This window comes from Natronococcus roseus (assembly GCF_043677095.1).
In the GTDB taxonomy this organism is placed as follows: domain Archaea; phylum Halobacteriota; class Halobacteria; order Halobacteriales; family Natrialbaceae; genus Natronococcus; species Natronococcus roseus.
The window spans coordinates 403,046-421,892 of the sequence record NZ_JBHLJR010000005.1; the positions used below are offsets into that span (position 1 = coordinate 403,046).

At 62.8% G+C, this 18,847-nt stretch carries 16 protein-coding genes and 1 tRNA gene; 10 read left to right on the top strand and 7 right to left on the bottom strand.

Going from position 1 to position 18,847, the window contains the following annotated elements; all coding sequences use genetic code 11:
- Positions 1-49: 49 nt before the first annotated feature.
- The 3 genes from ACFEMD_RS16035 (at position 50) to ACFEMD_RS16045 (ending at position 1,060) form a co-directional block, all read left to right on the top strand.
- Positions 50-367: a peptidase associated/transthyretin-like domain-containing protein gene (locus tag ACFEMD_RS16035; protein ID WP_394742197.1), complete on the top strand. Its 318-nt coding sequence runs from the start codon at positions 50-52 to the stop codon at positions 365-367.
- A gap of 38 nt (positions 368-405) precedes the next feature.
- On the top strand, positions 406-558 hold the full coding sequence (locus ACFEMD_RS16040; RefSeq protein ID WP_394742199.1) for an HVO_2523 family zinc finger protein: 153 nt from the start codon (positions 406-408) through the stop codon (positions 556-558).
- Positions 559-676: 118 nt separating this feature from the next.
- Positions 677-1,060: a DUF5830 family protein gene (locus ACFEMD_RS16045; protein WP_394742201.1), complete on the top strand. Its 384-nt coding sequence runs from the start codon at positions 677-679 to the stop codon at positions 1,058-1,060.
- 4 nt (positions 1,061-1,064) lie between these two features.
- Here ACFEMD_RS16045 and ACFEMD_RS16050 read toward each other — a convergent pair whose 3' ends face one another.
- Positions 1,065-2,045 carry a DUF7115 domain-containing protein gene (locus tag ACFEMD_RS16050; protein WP_394742203.1) on the bottom strand — a complete coding sequence of 327 codons (981 nt, stop codon included), beginning with the start codon at positions 2,043-2,045 and terminating at the stop codon, positions 1,065-1,067.
- 101 nt (positions 2,046-2,146) lie between these two features.
- Between ACFEMD_RS16050 and ACFEMD_RS16055 the strand changes: the two genes are divergently transcribed.
- The 3 genes from ACFEMD_RS16055 to ACFEMD_RS16065 all read left to right on the top strand — a co-directional run bounded on the left by ACFEMD_RS16055 (position 2,147) and on the right by ACFEMD_RS16065 (position 5,385).
- Positions 2,147-2,299: transfer RNA gene (locus ACFEMD_RS16055), tRNA-Met, on the top strand.
- A 682-nt stretch (positions 2,300-2,981) separates the two neighbouring features.
- On the top strand, positions 2,982-4,622 hold the full coding sequence (locus tag ACFEMD_RS16060) for a hypothetical protein (RefSeq protein WP_394742205.1): 1,641 nt from the start codon (positions 2,982-2,984) through the stop codon (positions 4,620-4,622).
- 532 nt (positions 4,623-5,154) lie between these two features.
- Complete coding sequence (locus ACFEMD_RS16065; protein WP_394742207.1) at positions 5,155-5,385, top strand: hypothetical protein; 231 nt, start codon at positions 5,155-5,157, stop codon at positions 5,383-5,385.
- Positions 5,386-6,327: 942 nt separating this feature from the next.
- On the opposite strand, the gene ACFEMD_RS16070 is transcribed toward ACFEMD_RS16065, so the two are convergent.
- From ACFEMD_RS16070 to ACFEMD_RS16090, 5 genes are all read right to left on the bottom strand, one after another.
- Positions 6,328-6,627, bottom strand: coding sequence for a HalOD1 output domain-containing protein (locus tag ACFEMD_RS16070; RefSeq protein ID WP_394742209.1), 300 nt, complete (start codon positions 6,625-6,627; stop codon positions 6,328-6,330).
- A gap of 97 nt (positions 6,628-6,724) precedes the next feature.
- A complete protein-coding gene (locus ACFEMD_RS16075) occupies positions 6,725-9,862 on the bottom strand; it encodes a PAS domain S-box protein (RefSeq protein ID WP_394742211.1) in 3,138 nt (1,045 codons plus the stop codon).
- A gap of 90 nt (positions 9,863-9,952) precedes the next feature.
- Positions 9,953-11,620: a gamma-glutamyltransferase gene (ggt, locus tag ACFEMD_RS16080; RefSeq protein ID WP_394742212.1), complete on the bottom strand. Its 1,668-nt coding sequence runs from the start codon at positions 11,618-11,620 to the stop codon at positions 9,953-9,955.
- Between the two features lie 68 nt (positions 11,621-11,688).
- The gene (locus ACFEMD_RS16085; protein WP_394742214.1) at positions 11,689-12,747 is read right to left on the bottom strand and encodes a DNA-methyltransferase; all 1,059 of its coding nucleotides are present in this window, start codon (positions 12,745-12,747) and stop codon (positions 11,689-11,691) included.
- Between the two features lie 91 nt (positions 12,748-12,838).
- On the bottom strand, positions 12,839-13,426 hold the full coding sequence (locus ACFEMD_RS16090) for a hypothetical protein (protein ID WP_394742216.1): 588 nt from the start codon (positions 13,424-13,426) through the stop codon (positions 12,839-12,841).
- Between the two features lie 207 nt (positions 13,427-13,633).
- Here ACFEMD_RS16090 and ACFEMD_RS16095 point away from each other — a divergent pair, with 207 nt between their 5' ends.
- The 4 genes from ACFEMD_RS16095 (at position 13,634) to ACFEMD_RS16110 (ending at position 17,957) form a co-directional block, all read left to right on the top strand.
- Positions 13,634-14,278 (top strand): hypothetical protein, encoded by a 645-nt coding sequence (locus ACFEMD_RS16095; protein WP_394742218.1) that lies wholly within the window; start codon positions 13,634-13,636, stop codon positions 14,276-14,278.
- 168 nt (positions 14,279-14,446) lie between these two features.
- Complete coding sequence (locus ACFEMD_RS16100; RefSeq protein WP_394742220.1) at positions 14,447-15,760, top strand: RNA-guided endonuclease InsQ/TnpB family protein; 1,314 nt, start codon at positions 14,447-14,449, stop codon at positions 15,758-15,760.
- Positions 15,761-15,880: 120 nt separating this feature from the next.
- Positions 15,881-16,909 (top strand): sodium:proton exchanger, encoded by a 1,029-nt coding sequence (locus ACFEMD_RS16105; RefSeq protein ID WP_394742221.1) that lies wholly within the window; start codon positions 15,881-15,883, stop codon positions 16,907-16,909.
- Positions 16,910-17,048: 139 nt separating this feature from the next.
- Positions 17,049-17,957 (top strand): AEC family transporter, encoded by a 909-nt coding sequence (locus ACFEMD_RS16110; protein ID WP_394742223.1) that lies wholly within the window; start codon positions 17,049-17,051, stop codon positions 17,955-17,957.
- Positions 17,958-18,022: 65 nt separating this feature from the next.
- Here ACFEMD_RS16110 and ACFEMD_RS16115 read toward each other — a convergent pair whose 3' ends face one another.
- The gene (locus ACFEMD_RS16115) at positions 18,023-18,838 is read right to left on the bottom strand and encodes a YihY/virulence factor BrkB family protein (protein ID WP_394742224.1); all 816 of its coding nucleotides are present in this window, start codon (positions 18,836-18,838) and stop codon (positions 18,023-18,025) included.
- Between the last annotated feature and the right edge of the window lie 9 nt (positions 18,839-18,847).

Below are 18,847 nucleotides of genomic sequence, written 5' to 3' on the forward strand. Positions count from 1 at the left end.
CATCATGTTCAGGTGATACCATTTTTATCGTGGCGTGCGAACGTTCAGCATGCAAACGACGCGATCGCTCGTCCTCGAGGTCGACACCGACGAGGTACTGCTCGGCGAACCCGTGACGGTCCGCGTTCGGGACCGACTGCAGAACCCGATCGAGGGCGCCACCGTCTCCAGCCGACGCAAGGCCGTCCGAACCGACGAGACGGGACGCTGTCAGCTCACCTTCCACGCGCCCGGACTGTGGCCGCTGACCGCGACCAAGTCCAGCGAGGGGGAGGTCACGTATCGGCCGGCGACGACGCTCATCCGCGCCGTTACGAGGCCGGCGATGGCACAGCGGGTGCGCCGGATCGCCGCCTGTTCCGAGTGAGCGGGAGCTACTTGAGGGAGTCGAGCCAACGAGTCCGTATGAGCGACGACGCCGGGAGTTCGGAGCCGACGAGCGGAGCCGCGGGCGCCCCCACCTGTCCGCACTGCGAGGCGCCGATGTTCAAGCGCCACTGCAAGTACGTCTGTCCCCAACACGGCGTCGTCATCGACTGTAGCGATCCGTTTCGATAGTCCATCGCAGCCACTTCGGTAGCACCTCCGGACTCCTGCGTACGCTCGAGGTGAAGGAGAGTATCCGAAACCCGCCTCAACACAACGTTTATTCGCTCCGGCAGGCCAGTGTTCGGCGATGAACGGCGACGAGCGTGCGGTCGATCCGACCGACGACCGCGTCGAACTCGGGCTGGCGCTGCTCGAGCGACTCGAGCACGAATCGCTGCCCCTACCGGACGTCGTCGACCGGATCGAGACCGTCACCACGGATCCGACGGTCGCCCGGACGATCCTCGACGAGGCCGAACTTCGCGGGATCATCGAGCGAGAGGACGGAATCGTCCGACCGAAGAGCCGCCAGTACGTGCGGTTCGATCAAGACGTGATCACGAAAGAGGGCGAGTTCTCCTGTCGGCGCTGCGGATCGGGGCTCTCGACGGGCTACTTTATCGACCTCGAGAGCGGCGAACTCGGTCCGTACGGCTCCTCCTGTATTCGGAAGGTGACGGGCCGAGAGTAGCCCGCTATCGTCCCTGACGAAGTTCGTCGATGAGTCGCTCGATCGTCTGCTGTTGGGCCTCGAGCCGTTCGCTCTGGCGCTCGATGGCGTCCTCGAGAGCCTCGAGTCGGTCGAGGACCTCCTGACTCGCCGCATCGTCGCCGTCGGAGCCGGTGGAGTCGGCGACTGCCGCCCGCGCGACGTTCTGGGTGGCGTCGGCCGTCGCGCCGTCGGCGGTTCCGGCCATCGGCGGTCGCGACTCGACGGCGGCCCGCTGGCCGTCGGCTCGCGCCGGCTCCGAACGGACGGCTCGCCTCGACCGGGAGGGCGGTTCGGTCGGCTCTTCGCCACGTTCCTGGGACTCCTCGAGCGGGTCCGGTTCCTCGGAGACGGGTTCCGACGTGCGCTCGTAGTAGGCGACCAGCGCCCGCTTGAGTCGCTCGCGGAGGTCGTCGGCCGCGTCGTTGGGCGCCTTGATCCGCTGGGGGCGCCCGTCGACCTCGAGGACGATACGGGTCGCGACGTCGCCCTCCTCGAACGAGAGGTTCGTCACGTCCCGGAAGTGGTAGGCCTCGTACCCCTCGTCCCAGACTGCCGTGCCGACGTGTTCGATCAGCCGCCGGTCGGTCAGGATCAGGGTGAGTTCGCTGAACCGGTAGACCTCGATGAGCGACTCGTCGGGGTCGATAACGTCGTTGGCTCGCAACACGCCCGCCAGCACCGGTCGGAGAACGTCGTCGGTCTTGCTCGCGGGAACAGTGACCTCGGCAGTGCCGGACAGGGGGTACTCGAGGGCGAGTGACGTCTTTCGGCGCCCCTCCGAGACGGTGAGCCGGTTTGCGTCGTAGGTGAGTTCCTCGGTCGACTCGTCGGTTAGCAACCCCTCCGCGCGGTAGACGATACTGCTCGAGTCCGCGACGAAGAGCTCGTCGTCACCGCCGAGCGAGACCCGTGTCTGGACCTCCTCGTCGCCGAGATCGGATCGAACGATGACGGGAACGGTCATATCCGGCGTTGGGTAGATTCGGTGATAAATGCGTGGGTTCTGCTTGCACGGCCGACGCGAAAGGGAAGGTTAAAGAAACAGACCGCACTACTCAAAAACGAGCCCGGGTGGCTTAGCTGGACATAGCGCCGCACTCATAGGGTTCAGAGATTCGGTGCGGTTCCGCCTTGGAAGCCTCCGTGTCCCTTTAGAGGACTGCCGAGCCTCGGACCTGGGACATGCGGAGATCGAGGGTTCGGAGCCCTCCCCGGGCACTTTTCAAAAAAGACACTCGTCGAAGACGAGTGGCAACGCCGAAAGTGTCCGGGGAGGCAGAGAACCCGTAGGTCCTCGAGAGTGAGCGGAGCGAACGATCGAGGGCACGGAAGAGCGAAGCTCTTCCGGCGGTTCGAAACCCTCCTCAGTCACCTAGCTAATTCTTTACATTTTCGCATAAAACATTTCGAGACACGGGTGTTTGCGATTATTCCTCGAATTCCTGTAGTGTTAATCATAAACCAGAGGGGCTCTGGCATGCGCGATGCACCTGCCCACGAAACCGAGTACCGATCATCAAAAGCGAAACGACGGTCTCCAACGACGGATTCCGGGAAGGGAAATCAACTAGCGAGGTCAAGTGTTGCGAGTACGGCCAGTCGGCGATAAACATTGACGAAATCCGCACGAGCAGGACTGTCCGCAGTGTTGGACACGGACCGACTACTGGCCGGTTCCCAGCCGGCTGAGGAGCAGTAGCTGGCAGCGCCGTTTCTTTATGTAGTATTGGTCGTAGAGTTCGAGTTCAGTATAGAACACGAGTAACAAAACACGACGCTCAACAAAAGGCAACACTTTATAATAGACTACAGAGTGTAAAATTCATACATCATAGGGGTGCATTGATAGCTAGTTGTGCACCTATATTGAAGTATACCCAACAATAACCAATCAAAACAGATGAAGCTATACGAGCTAATTGATCGGAGTTGGAATAGCTATGAACGGAAACGGTTTATTAACGATAATACTAAATCTAAAACTGATAACTTTAATCCAGAAGAGTTCAAGCACAATGGGTTTTCTGATAGAGAGTTGTATCTAAAAGAATATGTTCCAGCGCTCGCCGCTGAAGAGCGCCTCAGACAAGAACTCAACAACTTCACTCCCCCGAGACTCAGCGAAATCAATAATTCGCCATACCAAGCCCTCGTTATCCGGTATGGTATTCTCAGACAACTCATCCAGCAGCCTGAGTACAACATGGAAAAGGCAGAGTTGATAGACGCTGTTCAAAATTGGCAACGGGACCTCATTCAGTCCTATGACGAGGACTCATTTTCCGAAGCTGATGATCTCCTTCACCTTGCGCAAGCTGCTGTCGATTATGAGAACCAAATCGACGATTCTGAACTCCATATGGTGTTCAGTTATTTCGAAGTTCATAACAACGCAACAGATGTCAAGCATGAGTACTACACTTGGCTTGATTTCTTCCAGCGACTGTCTGCACTTGACCGGTTTCCAAAAGTAACACGATCTGACAGTCCTGAACACGCCCATGATACTATTGAGAAAGGAGTTTGGTCACTCCAGGAGCAAGCACTCATCTATGAGGTTGGGGATCCTAATTACGATGAACTCGTCGGAATCCCTGAAGATTATGCTGACGAAATCCGAGACTGGTTGTACTACGAAATGTCCGACGAGAACTACCGCCAGATGCTCAGGACTCTCGATGTCTTCGACCGTCAGTCGATTCTGATTGAGGCTCGCGAGGAATTCGATATCAGAGGGAAAAACTACGGCAAAAATGAGAACCGTCGGGAGAATATTATTCAGGCGAATATCTATCCGAGTGAGTTATTGAGGGAAGTAGTTCCGAAGGATGATCTCAAAGATATCGTCGATCAGTATGGCCTCGATGCACATAAGCTGAAGACAGACGAAATGGTTTCTGCAATTATTGAGTACTTTGAGTTGTCTCAAAATTCGGTTGAGGGTGAGGACGAGAAGATTGATTTGTATTTAAATTCGTATGAAGATATTGCAGATGGTGCCGTTACTGAGGTTCCTCCGCAGCTTCAGGATCTCATCGATGCTGATGACCTTTCAGAAAAGCTAGATATACTCTTTGAGGATGCAACTGGGGAGATCTTCCGAGAAGTATTCAATCTTGAGGAGACAAATCAACTTGGACAACAGGCGACTGGCGTGGTTGCAGATGGTGAGATCGAACAGGACAACCAGTGGCTTCTCTGGGATAATAAACGTCGCCGCCAAAAGTTTGCTTTAGGAAGCGATACGCGGAGTAAGATTAAGAACTATATTGACACGAAAAGTCAGCAGCACAATGTAGAGTGGTTCCTCATTATTGCCCCTGAGTTTACGGACAAAGCACCATCGAACGCATTACAATTAGAAATGCAAGTTGGAACTGATATCCGGTTGGTGAGGGCAGCGGATTTGAAAGCATTGGCCGAACTCTGGCAAGAAAAGTATGCAGCAGAGGGGCGGGAATTACCATTATCTGTCTTCACTGGCTCGAAAATATTCGAAGTAGAGACTGCAGCTATTTCACTGGAAAACCAGTTCGCATAGCCCTTTTGGTAATTTAGAATTTGTCACAGTACTTAATCTCCTGTACACCCTCTTATCGCAGCTACCATTCGGAATTACAAGCAACGTCTTTAATTCATCGTACAAATCCGAACGGTATAATCGTCGATACTCGAGTCTTCGACCATCCTTCTTGCCGCCCGACCCCTGTCTCGGGAAGCCGAAACCGAGCAGTCGCTCCGGCGATTCACAACAACTCTCCTCGAGCATCGGACGTTCTGATTTCTGGCCCCAGCGGTGTCAGAACTGACTGTCGCGCCTCGATGTGACCGACGACTACCGCCTCGATTAGAGTTCCCTCGAGCTCGAGCGCGACGGTGTTGATGAGTTCCCGGAATCCACGAGCGACGGACGCGGCAAGGGTTAACACGATGAGATCATGACGCGAGGGCAGCTGCCTTGCTATCAAGAGATGCGGTGTCTACTTTCGGTGAACGACCGACGAATCGGGCTGTCCACTACGGGTAGTGTACCGATCAGAACCACCAAGACCGGGTGTACCCTGAGGTACCGTATGGAACTCGGTCGCGTTCTCAGCCTGTTCGTGGCGATGCTGGCACTCGCGTACGGCCTCTCGGTCGCGGCCACGAACTGGCTCGCAGCGGCGTGTTTGATCCAGTTTTCGATACTGACGGCGGTCGAACACGACTCGGCGCGCGTCCAGTCGCTGCTCGAGGGGTACGAGGCGGCGTTCGCGTCGCTGAAGCTGGCACTCCTTCTCGCCGGCTTGCTCCTTCTGTGGTGACCGATGCTTCGACACCTCCGATATACTACGAAAAACAACCTCACGGCACTATCTGATGGCATATCTGCATGTGTTGAACGAGGAACAGGCCGTCGTATCAGCTACTACATATTTCGGTAGAGCTACCGCTCCGCTTCAGAAGCGGTACCGCTCTACGAGGTTTCGTGCAGTGTTCCTCGAGACCGGGAGGCCGGTATGATCGAGTGACAAAGCTTATGCCGGAACCCTCCACATTATTTTCTGCAGGGAGCGTGTGACAAGGAAGGATGCAGCCGATTCAATTCGGCTCGCTGTTTTCCCGAAGGACCTGTTCTACAGCAGTAGCTCGCGCTTTCTTAGGATCGAAAGCGTAAGACGGGTCTATCCTCGAGACAACCGCCGAGGTTGTCGGTGTCGTCTGCGGAGGGAACAATGGCTGCAAACAGTGGCAAAGCGGTTAGGCACGAAGGGAATCCGGACGAACTCGAGCGCGCTGACGGCCTCGAGCCGACGGTCGATACCGTTCCGAGCGATCTCGAGCGACCGCAAACCACAAAACAGATATCGGGCCGGCGGAACCGTCCACCTGGTCGGGGCTGCACGGCGTGTAAGGTGACGCTCGTTCCGACCCTCCTGTTTACGTCCAAGTCGAGTACTATTGGGTAGCTCCGCTCGAGGAAACGATTCGAGAAGTCGCGACTCGAGTGAACTGGGAGCGACCGCGAGAAGGGACCGATTACTCGTCGTCGTCTCGGCCGCGGTTCCAGACGTTCGTCACGGACTCGCCGGCGGGCGGCGTGTGACTGACGTCTTTCATGGTCTGGGTGGTGTGGTCTGACATGGTATCGGCCCTTCCGATCGAGCAGGTATAGCTCTTCCGGGGGACGAATAATTACAATATAATGTGTTTATACACCATAGTACGCCGTACCACTCGCATCTGAAGTGTCGGGAACTGTGAGCTTACGCGGTCGTAATTCGGATCTCTCCGTCGGCCGTAACGGTGACCAAACAGTCGCTGTACTCGAAGGTTACCGAACCGCCGGTCCGGAGGCCGTCGGCTCGCGGCTCGAACAGTTGCTCGAGTGCGTCGGCGTTGACGGCGTAGTGCAGCGGCTCGAGCTCCGTCGCGTCGGTCCCGCGGTAGGTCGCGACCGCCTCGGCGATCGTGACGCTGAGCGGGCTGGTGTCGAGTCGGTCGTACTGGACGACGTAGCAGTCGTTTGTCGATTCGGAGAGCGGTTGCGGTGTCGTTTCAGTCATGGTACCCCACTATGAGTCGTCGTCGACTCTTCTCGACTGAGAGCAAAGAGTCTGCTCGTTAACCGTGTAACGACGGCCGACCGTCGGGGTTAACTGATTAACCGTCGATCGTCACGCCCTCGAACAGCGTCGCGAAGAGCTTCCGTTCGGCGGAGCGGACGTGTTTGTGAAACGCCGGCGGAGAGATCGAAAGCGAGTCCGCGACGGCCTCGCCCGTCGTCCGCCGGGGCCACTCGAAGAATCCGCTGTGGTACGCCGTTCGAACGACCTCCTGCTGTCGAGCCGTGAGCTGGTCGAGCAACGCCTTCCGAGCCGGTCCCCCGAGCGAGGCACCGTCCCCGGACGGCCGATCACGGCGAGCGACCATCGATGCCGAGAGGCCGCGACGGGTGATATCGGACAGCACCGTCCGAAGCTCGAGCCCGGCCGGGAGGTCGACGACCGCCCGGTGACCCGAGTCGTCGCTGACGAGTTCCCGCAGCGTGGCGCCGTGGTCGGCGACGATCCTGCCGAGAAACGGCCCCGTTATCCGGAGCTGAACGAGCGTCTGTTGATCCGAGTCGGTGAGCACGGCCGGGTCGTCGATCCCGTCAACGGACGCGTCGATATCCGCGCCGTCGATGGGGGGCTCGAGGGAGACGAACGCGAGCGCGCTGCCGTCATCCTGTAGCGTCGCTCCCTCGAACGCGACGCGGCGGTCGAGTCGGTCCGCGAACCGACACAGCGGCGACTCGGCCCCGATCTCGAGTTCGACCTCCGTGACGCGCTCCTCGAGCAGCGCGTTCTTTCGCTTGATGGCGTCGATCGTGTACGCGATGCTGTCGCCGAGATCCGCGAGCATCGACCCGAACGGGTCGTCGAGGGCGTTCGGGTCGTCGCCGTACGCCGAGAGGACGCCGTATAGGTGCCCGTCGTAGACGAGCGGGACCGAGATCACCGACTGAAAGCTCCTCGAGAGCGCGTCGGTTCGCCACGTCCCGTCCCCCACGCTGTCGGCGACGTTGTCGACGGCGACCGGACGGCGGGTTCGGACGGCTCGGCCGGCCGGCTCCGCGGCGGAGTCGTCGACGGCGGTCGCCGTGACCGCCTCGAGATAGCCCCGGTCGAGCCCGGCATGACTCCGCGGTCTGATCCGGCTGCCGCTCGGATCGGGCTCGCCGATCCAGGCGAACGAGCAGTGCTCGGTCTCGGCGAGTGTGGTACAGATCCCGCGCTCGATGGCCTCGCGGGAATCGGCCCGCAGCAGGTGTTCCTCGATATCCTGGCGGATCTGCTTCGACTCGTTTACCCGCTCGAGGTACCGGTTCTGTTGCTTCAGCTCCCGTTCGTTCTCGTGGAGCCGGCGGGTGCGGCCGATCCGGTCGAGCGCCGCCTTCGCCGTCGTCGCGAACAGCTTCACCAGCTCGACGGTGTCCTCGTCGTACTGGTCGGCTGCGGTCGACACCGCGGCGAAGACGCCGTGCTCGCCGAGGGGAATGTAGAGGCCGCTCCTGACGTTCGTCGACTCGTCGTAGACCCGTTCCGACTCTCGAACGTCCTCGAAGACCGACGGCGTGCCGGTGGCGAACGTCTCCCACGTGATCCCCTCGCCGGGCCCGAAACGCGGTGGCGTCCCGATCGCTCGCTCGAGATCGCTCGAGTACGCGGCCGGCTCGAGCTCGTTGCGCTGTTCGTCGAACCGGAAGACGATGCTGTCGAGATCGAGGACGTCGTCGGCGACGGCGACGATGTACTCGCAGGCGTCGTCCTTCGAATCGACGGTCAGTAAGTGGCTGGTCGCCTCGTGAAGGGTGCTTAACGCCTCCCGGTACTGCACGCGTTCTGTCACGTCGATCGCAACGCCGATCACCCGTGTGACCTCGCCGTCCTCGACGATCGGCCGGTACCACGAATCGAAGACCCGATCGAGGATCCGACGCTGGCCGTGGACGGACTCGCCCTCGAGAGCCGCGCGGGCGTCGGCTCGGATCGCAGGATACTCCTCGAAGAGCTCGAAGAACGAGTCGCCGACGGCGTCGGTCGCCTCGAAGCCGATGTTCTCGAGCCCCCGCCCTTCCGAGAGCGTGATCGTCCCCTCGGCGTCGATGACGTAATGAATGACCGGCGCGTTCTCGACGACCATCCGCAGCCGTTCGGTCCGCTCGGCCAGTTCCTGCTCGCGCTCGATCCGATCGGTGATATCCCTGAAGTACACCGAGAGGCCGGTTTCAGAGGGGTAAGCGTGGATCTCCATCCAGACCCCAAGCGACTCGGAGTACCGTTCCCACGAGACTCGTTCCTGGTGCTCCATCGCGTCGGCGAACCGATCGAACAGCTCCGAGCGGAACCCGTGGGGGAACAGCTCCCGAACGTCGGCGCCGAGCAGCTCCGATCGCGGCCGGCCCAGTAGCTCCTCGGCCCGACCGTTGACGTAGGTGAACCGCCAGTCCGTATCGAGCGCGTAGAAGGCGTCGCTGACCCGTTCGAACGACTCGGAGAGCTCCCGTTCGAGGGGGCGGGAACGGGTGACGTCCCGTATCGACGCGACCACGCCGCCGACGGCGGGATCCTCGAGGCGGTTCGTCAGAACTGCCTCGTGAACGCGCCAGCCGTCCTCGCCGCGATAGCGATAGGTGACGGTTCGCGTTTCGCCCGGCGGATCGGTCCGGACAGTGTCGAGGGAATCGTCGACGGCTGCCCTATCCTCGGGATGAATCCCCTCGAACAGCCGGGCGCTCCCGAACTCGGACGGCTCGAGGCCGGTGACGCGCTCGATTCCGGGGCCGGTGTAGGTGAGTCGTCCCGACGGGTCGAAGACGAGCAACAGGTCCGACGAACACTCGAGCAGCGATCGGTGCCACGCCTTTCCCTGGTCGGTTGGTACCCGGTCCGGCGAGTCCGGCGCCACCAGTCGGAGCCGGCGCTCGAGCAGCGCCGACCGCTCGCTCGTTCGTGAATCAATGACGTCGGTCGCACCGTCGGCGAGTACCCCCTCGACGTCGGCCTCGAGGACGTCGTCGGCGACGTAGACGATGGGGTGTCTGCCGTCGATCTCCCGAACGGCGGTTCGATCGTTCGTCAGGACGCAGTCGACGGTGTCGGGTCGCTCGAGTACGGTCGCAGATCCACCCCCCGTGATCGTCCGAAACCCGTCCCGATCCTCGAGAGTGGTCGTCGCCGTCTCGGCCCAGGGTTCGGTGCCGACGACAAGCACGCGGACCGGTCTCGCCCCGTCGACCTCGAGTCCGGCATCCATACCCTCGCTGGGGTCGGCGCGGATAAAAACGTCGCGACGGTTCAACCGGGAGGGGGCGGTGGGTTCGTCCACGAAACGGGCGGAGACGACTCAGTAGCCGATCGGCGTTCCGTCCTTGCGCGGCTCGGTCGCGCCCGAGAGCGTCTCACCACGTCGCCGAACGGCCTGTGCGCCGCCGAACATTACGGGCGGGAGGACGCCGACGTCGTGGCCCTTGCGGGCGAGCTTCGCGGCGCCGGACAGCCGTTCCTCGATCCCCAGACTGCCGTCCTCGCGGTAGCGCCAGCGCGGGCGATCGAGGGCCTCCTGGAGATCCATCCCGTAGTCGACGAGATTCGAGAGTACCTGGACGTGGCCCTGGGGCTGCATGTAGCCGCCCATGACGCCGAAGGCGAGCCAGTCGTCCTCGTCGAGCTTCGCGACGGCGGGGACCAGCGTGTGGAAGGGACGCTTGCCGGGTTCGAGGCTGTTGGGATGGTCGGGATCCAGCGAGAACGAGGCCCCGCGGTTCTGGAGCGCGATCCCGGTGTCGCCCGCGACCAGGCCGCTGCCGAACCCGGCGAAGCGGGAGTTGATGTACGAGACGAGGTTCCCCTCTTCGTCGCCGACCGTGAGCAGGACGGTGTCGGCGTCCTCGGCCGCCTTCGTCGGCACGCCGACTTCAGGATCCTGGATCGGCGAGTCGCCGATCGCCGCGGCGCGCTCGCGGGCGTACTCCTTCGAGGCCAACGGCGGGGCCTCCTCGAACTCGGGATCCGTGATGTAGTGGTGGCCGTCGACGAACGCGAGCTTCATCGCCTCGGCGAAGGCGTGGACGCGCTCGGGCGAGTCGTAGTCGTATTCGCCCGCGCCGATCTCCTCGGCGATGTTCAGCGCCTCGAGGGCGACCAGTCCCTGGTTGTTCGGCGGGAGTTCGTACACCTCAACTCCGTTGTAGGTCGTGCTGACGGGCTCGACGAACTCCGGCGAGAACTCCTCGAGGTCCTCGTGGGTCATGAAGCCGCCAGCGGACTGGATCTCCTCGACGATCTCGTCGGCGATCTCACCCTCGTAGAAGGCGTCGGCGCCCTCCTCGGCGATTTGTTTCAGGGAGTCGCCCAGTCGCGGCAGCGTGACCGTCTGGCCGACGTCGGGCGCCTCGTCGTCGAAGAGGTACGCCTCGCGGGCGTGCTCGTCGGTGAAGAGCTCCTCGGCGCCCGCCCAGTGGCCCGCGATGATCGGTGAGACGGGATACCCCTCCGTCGCGTAGTGAATCGCGGGCTCGAGCGCCTCCGCGAGCGAGAGCGTCCCCAGCTCCTCGACGGTGGCCTCCCACCCGCGGGCCGTCCCGGGAACGGTCACGGCGTGGGGACCGAGAAACGGCATCTCGAGGTCCGCTCCATCGGAATCGCCATCGACGGCGTACCCACGGGATTCGGGGTAGTACTCCGAGATATCGTCGGCATCCTCGAGGGCACCTCGGACGTTCTCGATCGTCGCCTCGGCGGGGGCGGGGCCACAGGAACGCATCGCGCCGACCTCGCCGTCGGCGGTGCGATACAGCGCGAAGACGTCCCCGCCCAGTCCCGTAGAGGTCGGCTCGACGACGTTGAGTGCGGCCGCGGTCGCGACCGCGGCGTCGAAGGCGTTGCCGCCCTCTCGGAGGATCGACAGGCCCGCCTCCGCGGCGAGGGGCTGGCTGGTCGCGACCATCCCGCGGTTGGCGTAGGCCGTCGAGCGTCTCGAGTCGAATCGGTCCGGATCGACGTCGGTATCCATCGATCGTATGGGTGTGGTCCCCATGCAAAACGCTGGTGGTCCCGGATGCGTCGCCCGGGTTGCCGGCACTACTCGAGCGCGAGCGGTTCGTGAACGGCACGGTAGCCGTCGTCCGATTCCAGGGTGTCGATCCCGCTGACTTCCCGAAAGCGGATCTCGCGTTCCATCTTCGTCATCACGGGCGTCTCGTAGTGGACGGCGTCGTAGGACGGCTCTTCGCCCTCGGCTCGACGCCCCTCGACGAACTCGCGGTGGCGCTCGAGGCGTCGTCGCCCGATCGTCCGTGAGAGCGCTGACGCGCTTTCGACTCGGTCTGCGAAGACCTCGCGGAAGGCCTCCTCGAGTTCGTAGCCGATCGAGCTTCGGCCGGCACAGAGCGCCGCCAGCGAGGTCGTTCCCGTTCCCCAGAACGGGTCGAGGACGGTGTCGCCGTACGCCGAGTACATACAGATCAGCCGGTAGGGGATCTCGAGGGGGTAAGACGCCGACCGCGCCCGGAGCTCCTCGTGGTCGTCCTCGAGAGCCTGGAGCTCGCCGCGGACGTCGGTCCAGACGTCGGTGAACCAGCGGTTTCGCTCCTCCCAGAAGTAGGCTGCCTCGTACCGGCGGTCGGCGCCGGGTTCGAACGAACGGCTGTCGCCGCCGTTGCGAAAGATCAGCACGTACTCGTGCTCGAGGGTGACGTAGGCGTTGGGCGGGATCATCCCGCTGCCCATGAACTTGGCCGCGCTGTTTGCCGGCTTGCGCCAGAGCACGTCCGGCAGCGGATCGAACCCGCGGGACTCGAACGCCTCGAGCACGCGGGCGTGGTTGGGGTACACTCGAAAGCTGCCGTCGACCGTTCGGGTCGCGTCCCCGACGTTGATACAGGCGATGCCGCCGTCGACGAGGACGCGTTCGAGTTCGTCCCAGACGGGCTCGAGCTGGGCGTGCATCGCGTCGAAGGCGGCTCGGCCGTCGCCGTCCTCGAGGGCGTCTCCGATCGACGGGTCGAGGTCGGCGAACAGCTCGTCCCACATCTCGATCATCGGGTACGGCGGGGACGTGACGACGAGTTCGACGGAGTCGTCGTCTACCTGCGAGAGCTCGCGAGCGTCGCCGACGACGACGCGGTGAGTCGTCTCCATCGACTGGAGTGTGTCGGCGTCGCCCCCTTAGCTCCTTCGTCGGACGGCGTCGCTATCGGGAGCGAAAACGGTGAAGAAAGCGGTGTGGGATCTACTCTTCGGAGTCGTCGGTCTCGGCCTCGAGCTCCTCGTCCTCGTCGACACCCTCGAACTCGTCGTCCTCGTCGGCGTCGATCTCGGTCGCCGGCTCGAACTCCTCGATCGGCTCCCACTCCTCGTCGGCGTCGCCGCCGAAGCGCCGGCGCAGAACGGCGAGACCGACGAGCAGGCCGACGGCCAGCAGCAGTCGACCGAGTATACCCGACGAGCCGCCGTCCTCGACGTCGGCTTCGGTCTCGGTTTCCGCCTCGGCTGCTTCGGCCTCGGCTTCCTCGGACTCGCTCTCGGCGTCCTCGTCCTCGTCGCCGCCCGTCACGTCGTCGATGATCTCGGGCTCCTCGACGTCCTCGAGGGAGACGTCCTCGAGGTCGGTCGACTCTCGGCCCGCGAGGTAGCCGAGCGCGGCGCCGACGCCGACCAGCGCACCCGCGATCGGCAGGTTGCGCGAGCCGCCGGTGTCGCCCTCGGACTCCTCGACGGCCTCGAGAATGGAGTCTCGCATCGAGGAGTCGAGTCCCTGCTCGACCAGTTCCTTGACGACGAGTTCCGACATCGTCCTATCAGATTCGGTCTCTTCCATACACCGGCCAACTACATCACGATACATAGGTTTATCCAACGAATCGACCTATCGTGCAGGGGAGTAACGGACCACAAGGAGTAGAATTCGCCGGCTATTCGAGAAGATTGCCGAACACGTTCGGCCCAGTAAACGGGGGCAGTAACAGTCCCCCGAAACCGAAAATAACGATCGCATAACGAAACGGATGCCGTCGAACGGTAGTGTATGAGCGTGCTCCGACAGCCGGACGTCCTCGGACGAACGAGACGCCAGCACGTCCTCGGTGCGACCGCCGCCCTCTCGGCCGGGGCAGTCGAGGCCGTCTCGGTCGGCGTCTGGTTCGTCCTCGCGGTCGGTTCGCGGACCGTGACGACGGCGCTGATCGGAGTCGTCGTGCTGGTCGGCGGAGCGCTCCTGCGGGCACGGGTCGTCGCCGCCGTCGTCGGCAGCCGGCGGCTCCGCCGCGGACCGCGGTGGCTCGGACTCTCGCTCGTGGCGACCGCCGGCTGGATCTGCTGGTTGTTGCTCGCCGAAACCGTCGGTTCGCCGGCAGGACCGATCGTCGCGACGGGATTCCTGGGAGCCGTTCTCGCGGCTCAGCTCGCCCTCGAGCAGGCAGCGTGTCGGTCCCGGTCGGCCGATCCCGATCGACTGGCCGCGCTCGGTGCGGGACTCCTGCTCGCGCTCGGTGCGGGACTTCTGTTCTGGTCTGCCCAGGTTCCCGACTGGGTGATCGACTCGCCGCCGCTTCCGCTCGGCGTCGCGACGGTGGTCGTTCGAATCGAGCCCCTCCAGCTCGGCCTGCTCGGGTTCGGCGTTCTCGCGATCTGTGCCCACCAGCGACGGTTTCAGCGGCTTCTCGAGGCGTGAGTGGGTACGCTTATAAAAAGCAAGGAGAATACCCGTGCCTTTAGGCGCGGGATGAATCCGACAACCCATTCCACAGTCCACCGTCGATAGCACCGCTGGATATTCCACCCTTCCCAATCCGAAATTTTTCAAGAGAAGCGACTATAAGCGATTATACAGACGTTCAGAATGCTGGAAGTCCACCGCACCTATCGAGCGAAAATCCGCAACCACTCACAGGTTGAGGAGTCGCTCGACCGTCACGGGTGGAGTGCCAGCAAGCTCTGGAACGTCGCCAACTATCACTCCCGAGAAGTCTGGGAGGAGACAGGCGAGATTCCCGACCACGAGGAGCTAAAAGACGAGTTGAAGACCCATCCAAAGTACAAGGGACTGCACTCACAGTCCAGTCAGCGGGTTCTGGAGGAACTCGCTGAAGCTTTCAACTCGTGGTACGCCAGTGACGATGACAGGGACAATCCGCCCGGCTACCGCAAAGAAAACTACTACAACGACGAGGGCCGCCGCGTCCACGAAGAACACCCACGAAGCACGGTGACGTGGAAACAAAACGGCATCCGCCACGACACCAAAAACAATCGTGTTCGCCTTTCAAAAGGGGCGAATCACAAGGAACATCCGAAAGCGTGGGAGTACATTCTTGTCGAGTACGAGACGCGCCCCGACGTCGAGGTTGAAAACCTGCAACAAGTCCGCGCCGTCTACGACCAAGCAAAGGGGAGATGGGAGTTACACCTCGTCTGCAAGGACGAGATCGAGACTCCCAACGCTCCCGGCGACGAGACAGCGGGTATCGACCTCGGCATCAGCAACTTCGCCGCCGTCGCGTACAGCACCGAGGACGCCGACCTGTACCCCGGCAACCGCTTGAAACAGGACGGCTACTACTTCCCGAAGGAAATCGCCAAGTGCGACGACAGCGGTGGTGAACGAGCCACACGTTTCCACGCGAAGTGGTCGGAACGTCGCACTCACTTTTTCCACTCCTTAGCGAAACACATCGTCCAGCGGTGTGTCGAGAAGGCTGTTGGCCAGATTAACGTCGGGGATTTGGAAGGCGTCCGCGAGGACGAGAACAGCGAGTCGAAGAACTGGGGCAAACATGGCAACCTCGACCTGCACGGGTGGGCGTTTGACCGATTTACCTCGATTCTCGAATACAAGGCGAAGGTCGAGGGAATCGAGGTCGTGGAAGTGTCCGAACGCGACACGAGCAAGACGTGTTGCGCCTGCGGTAGAGAAAACGACAGTCAGCGTGTTGAACGCGGGTTGTACGTGTGTGAGGACTGTGATGCAGCGTTCAACGCGGACGTGAACGGGGCGGAGAACATCCGTCTCGACATCAACGAAAGTAACTCCGAGTCTGCACCCGATTTGGGTGGAGATAGGAGTACCGGTTGGTTGGCACAGCCAGCAGTCCACCTCTATGACCTCTCCCGAGGATTCCAACCTCGGGCAGAGGTGGTGGACTGCAAACCCTAATATCCCAACCTCGGGATTCCTCCGTCTTCAGGCGGAGGAGGATGTCAATCTGCGCGAGGACCACCCTCGAGTAATGTGAGTTCGAAGGCGGTCGATCGCGCCCCTTTCGGAACGAAACCGATGATAGAGACAACACCGTCTGTCGTCGTCGCCGTTGTGACCGGCGTCGTTCTCGCCACAGTCATCGGCTACTGGGTGCTGTCCCGGCGGCGCGGCCGCGGCCGCAGTCGCGAGTCGACAGCCGAATCGTCGTCCGACGGCGACGCCGACGGCAGCTCGAGTGGCCTTCCGTTCCTCGAACGAGCCGAGACGAGCGAGGACAGGACGATCGACCCGAGGATACTGCTTCCGGTAGACGGCGACGACGACCACGTGCTTTGGCTTGTGACCGTCGCGTGCGCGCTCAAACACCGATACGGGAACAAGCCGCTTACCCTCCTGTTGACCGGTAGCGAGGGGGGCGGCGACGAACGCGAACGCGACCGACCGTCGATTACCGATCGAATCGCCGAGTCCGGGATCGCGGCGCACACTGCGGTCAGGACCGAATCGGTCGAGAACGGCGACCTCACCGCCGAGATCGTGCGAGCCCCACCGGAGCTAAACACCGATCTGCTGGTACCCGAGTGGGACCTCAGGGCTAACGAAGCGACGGACGGTGAGACGGCCACCGAGCTCGTTGCCCGAACATCGATGCCGATCTACCTGTTCCGACTCGCTCGCCAGCCGTCGGAGCTCGCCCGTCTCCGGCTGGTGATCCCCCAACACGTCGACCACCACGGGGGGTTCTACGAGGCCGTCTACAACCTCAAGCAGCTGTCGGCGCGGCTCGAGCTTCCGGTCACGGTGTACGTCTTCGAACGGAACGTCGATCACTACCGGACGCTCTTCGATCTCGTCGAGATCGACGTCCGCGCCGAGTTCCGGTCGGTCGGTTCGTGGGACCAGCTGGAATCGACCCTCGAAACGCGCGCCGATTCCGCAGACCTGCTCGTGACGCTCGCGGTTCGGGAGGACGAGATCGGCTTGGACGCCGCACTCTCGACGGTCGCGGAGCGGTTCGCATCCCTGCCGCCGCGGTCGCTCGCACTGTGTCACCTCCGGGCGGACGAGCCGGCGTACGAGGACCAGTTCCTCCGAACGAGCTGATACGGATCGGTGGAGCGGTTTCCCGGTGATCGCTCGGCCGGGGACAGCGATCACCGGTACCGAACGACAACGGTCCGTCATACGGACCGACCCGAACCGGGATCGAACGGTAGAAAAGTCGGGATCGACTCGAGCGCGTATGGAGGTTCTCGGTCGGCTGCTGGCGATGCTCGCGGTGTTGCTGGTCGGGACCGGGCTTCGGTCCTCGGGCGCGTTGAACGCCGCCAGAACCGCCCGGCTCAACGCGACGGCCTACTACGTCGCTCTCCCGGCGCTGGTGTTCGTCGCGACCTACGACCAGTCGATCGGCGACCTGCTCTCGGCGGAGCTGTTCGTCGGGTCGCTCGTCGTGCTCTTCGCGACGGGTGCCATCGCCTGGGTCGCCTACCGGAACCGACTCCCGACCGACCGACAGAGCGTTGCGATCATCCAGTCGTACCACTCGAACCTCGGCTACCTCGGGGTCCCGCTCGTCGCGGCGACGTTCGACGCGCAGGTCACCGCCATCGCGAGCGTGATTTTGGGGTTCGTCACTCTCGTCCAGCTGCCGCTGACGATCGTCGTGCTCAGCGCGTTCGGGGCGGCCGAGGCCGCGATCGGTCGCGAACTCCGGAACCTCGCGACGAACCCGGTGTTGCTCGCGCTGGTCGCCGGCCTCGCGGTGGGTTCGGTCGGCGTGACGTTCCCGGGAGGTGTCGTCGTCGGCCTCGACGCGCTCGGATCGCTCGCGCTCCCGCTGGCGCTGCTGTGCGTCGGCGCCGCCCTGCAGATCGACGCCGACGCCGTCGACCTCGAGGCCGTCGGCTCGGTCGTCGCGCTGAAGCTGTGTTGTATGCCGCTGCTCGCGTGGGCGGTGTTCTCGCTGCTCGCCGTCGACGGCGCCACCTTCACCGCGGGTGTCGTGATGCTCGGGATGCCGACCGCGGTGTCGACGTACGTCTACGCGAACGAGCTCGGCGGCGACGCCGAGTTCGCCTCGCTGAACGTCTTCGCGACGACGGTCGCCTCCGTCGCCAGCCTGTTCGTGCTCATCACGCTGGTCGGCTAGTGTGGGCGCTCGAGTCCGCTTTGCTTTCGCTCGAGGTGGGACGGGGATCTCGCGCCGGCTCTCGTTCAGAGGGGGTCCGGCACCTCTCCTTCCTCGGCCAGAGTCGGGCTCGAGAGGACGACGTTGACCACCGCCCCCAGGAGGATCAGGATGCCGGCGAAGTAGAGCCAGGTAACGAAGAGGATGACCGCGCCGACCGCGCCGTAGGCCGCGTACTGGGCGGCGTTGGCGGCGTAGAGCTGGAAGCCGACCTGCAGGATCGTCCAGCCGACGGCGGCGACGACCGTCCCGGGGAGGATCTCCCGAACCGTAACCGAGATCGGAGGGAGGACGTAGTAGATCGGTAGGAAGACCAGAAACAGACCGGCCAGCAGCGTGATCCAGCTCGCGAGACCCGCCAGCGGGATCACGTCCGCGGCGATCCCCAGCATCGCTCCGATGACGATCATCAACACGATCGCGCCGGTGCCGGCCAGGATCACCGTGAACCCGTCCCGCACCTCGTCGAGGAACGTGTCGTCGGCGACCTCGTCGTAGACCATGTCGAACGCCCGACTGAGTCCGCGAAAGACCTTGAGGGCGCCCCAGGAGGCGATCGCGAGCGCGACGACCGTCGCCTGGCTGCGTCCCGACTCCGTCGTCAGCGCCTCCGCGACCAGGTCCTCGCCGGCCGGCGGGAGGAGGTCTCCGGTGACCAGCACCAGCCGCTCGGCGGCGTCCTCGCCGCCGAACAGCGAGCCGACGACGAGGGCAAGCAGCACCATCGGGATCAGCGAGACGAACGCGTAGTAGGCGAAGCCGGCCGCGAGAAAGGTAATCTCTCGGTCCTGTGCGGTCCGGTAGATCGAGAGCAGGACCGTCGAGAGCCGCGTCGTGTCCATAGCCGTGCT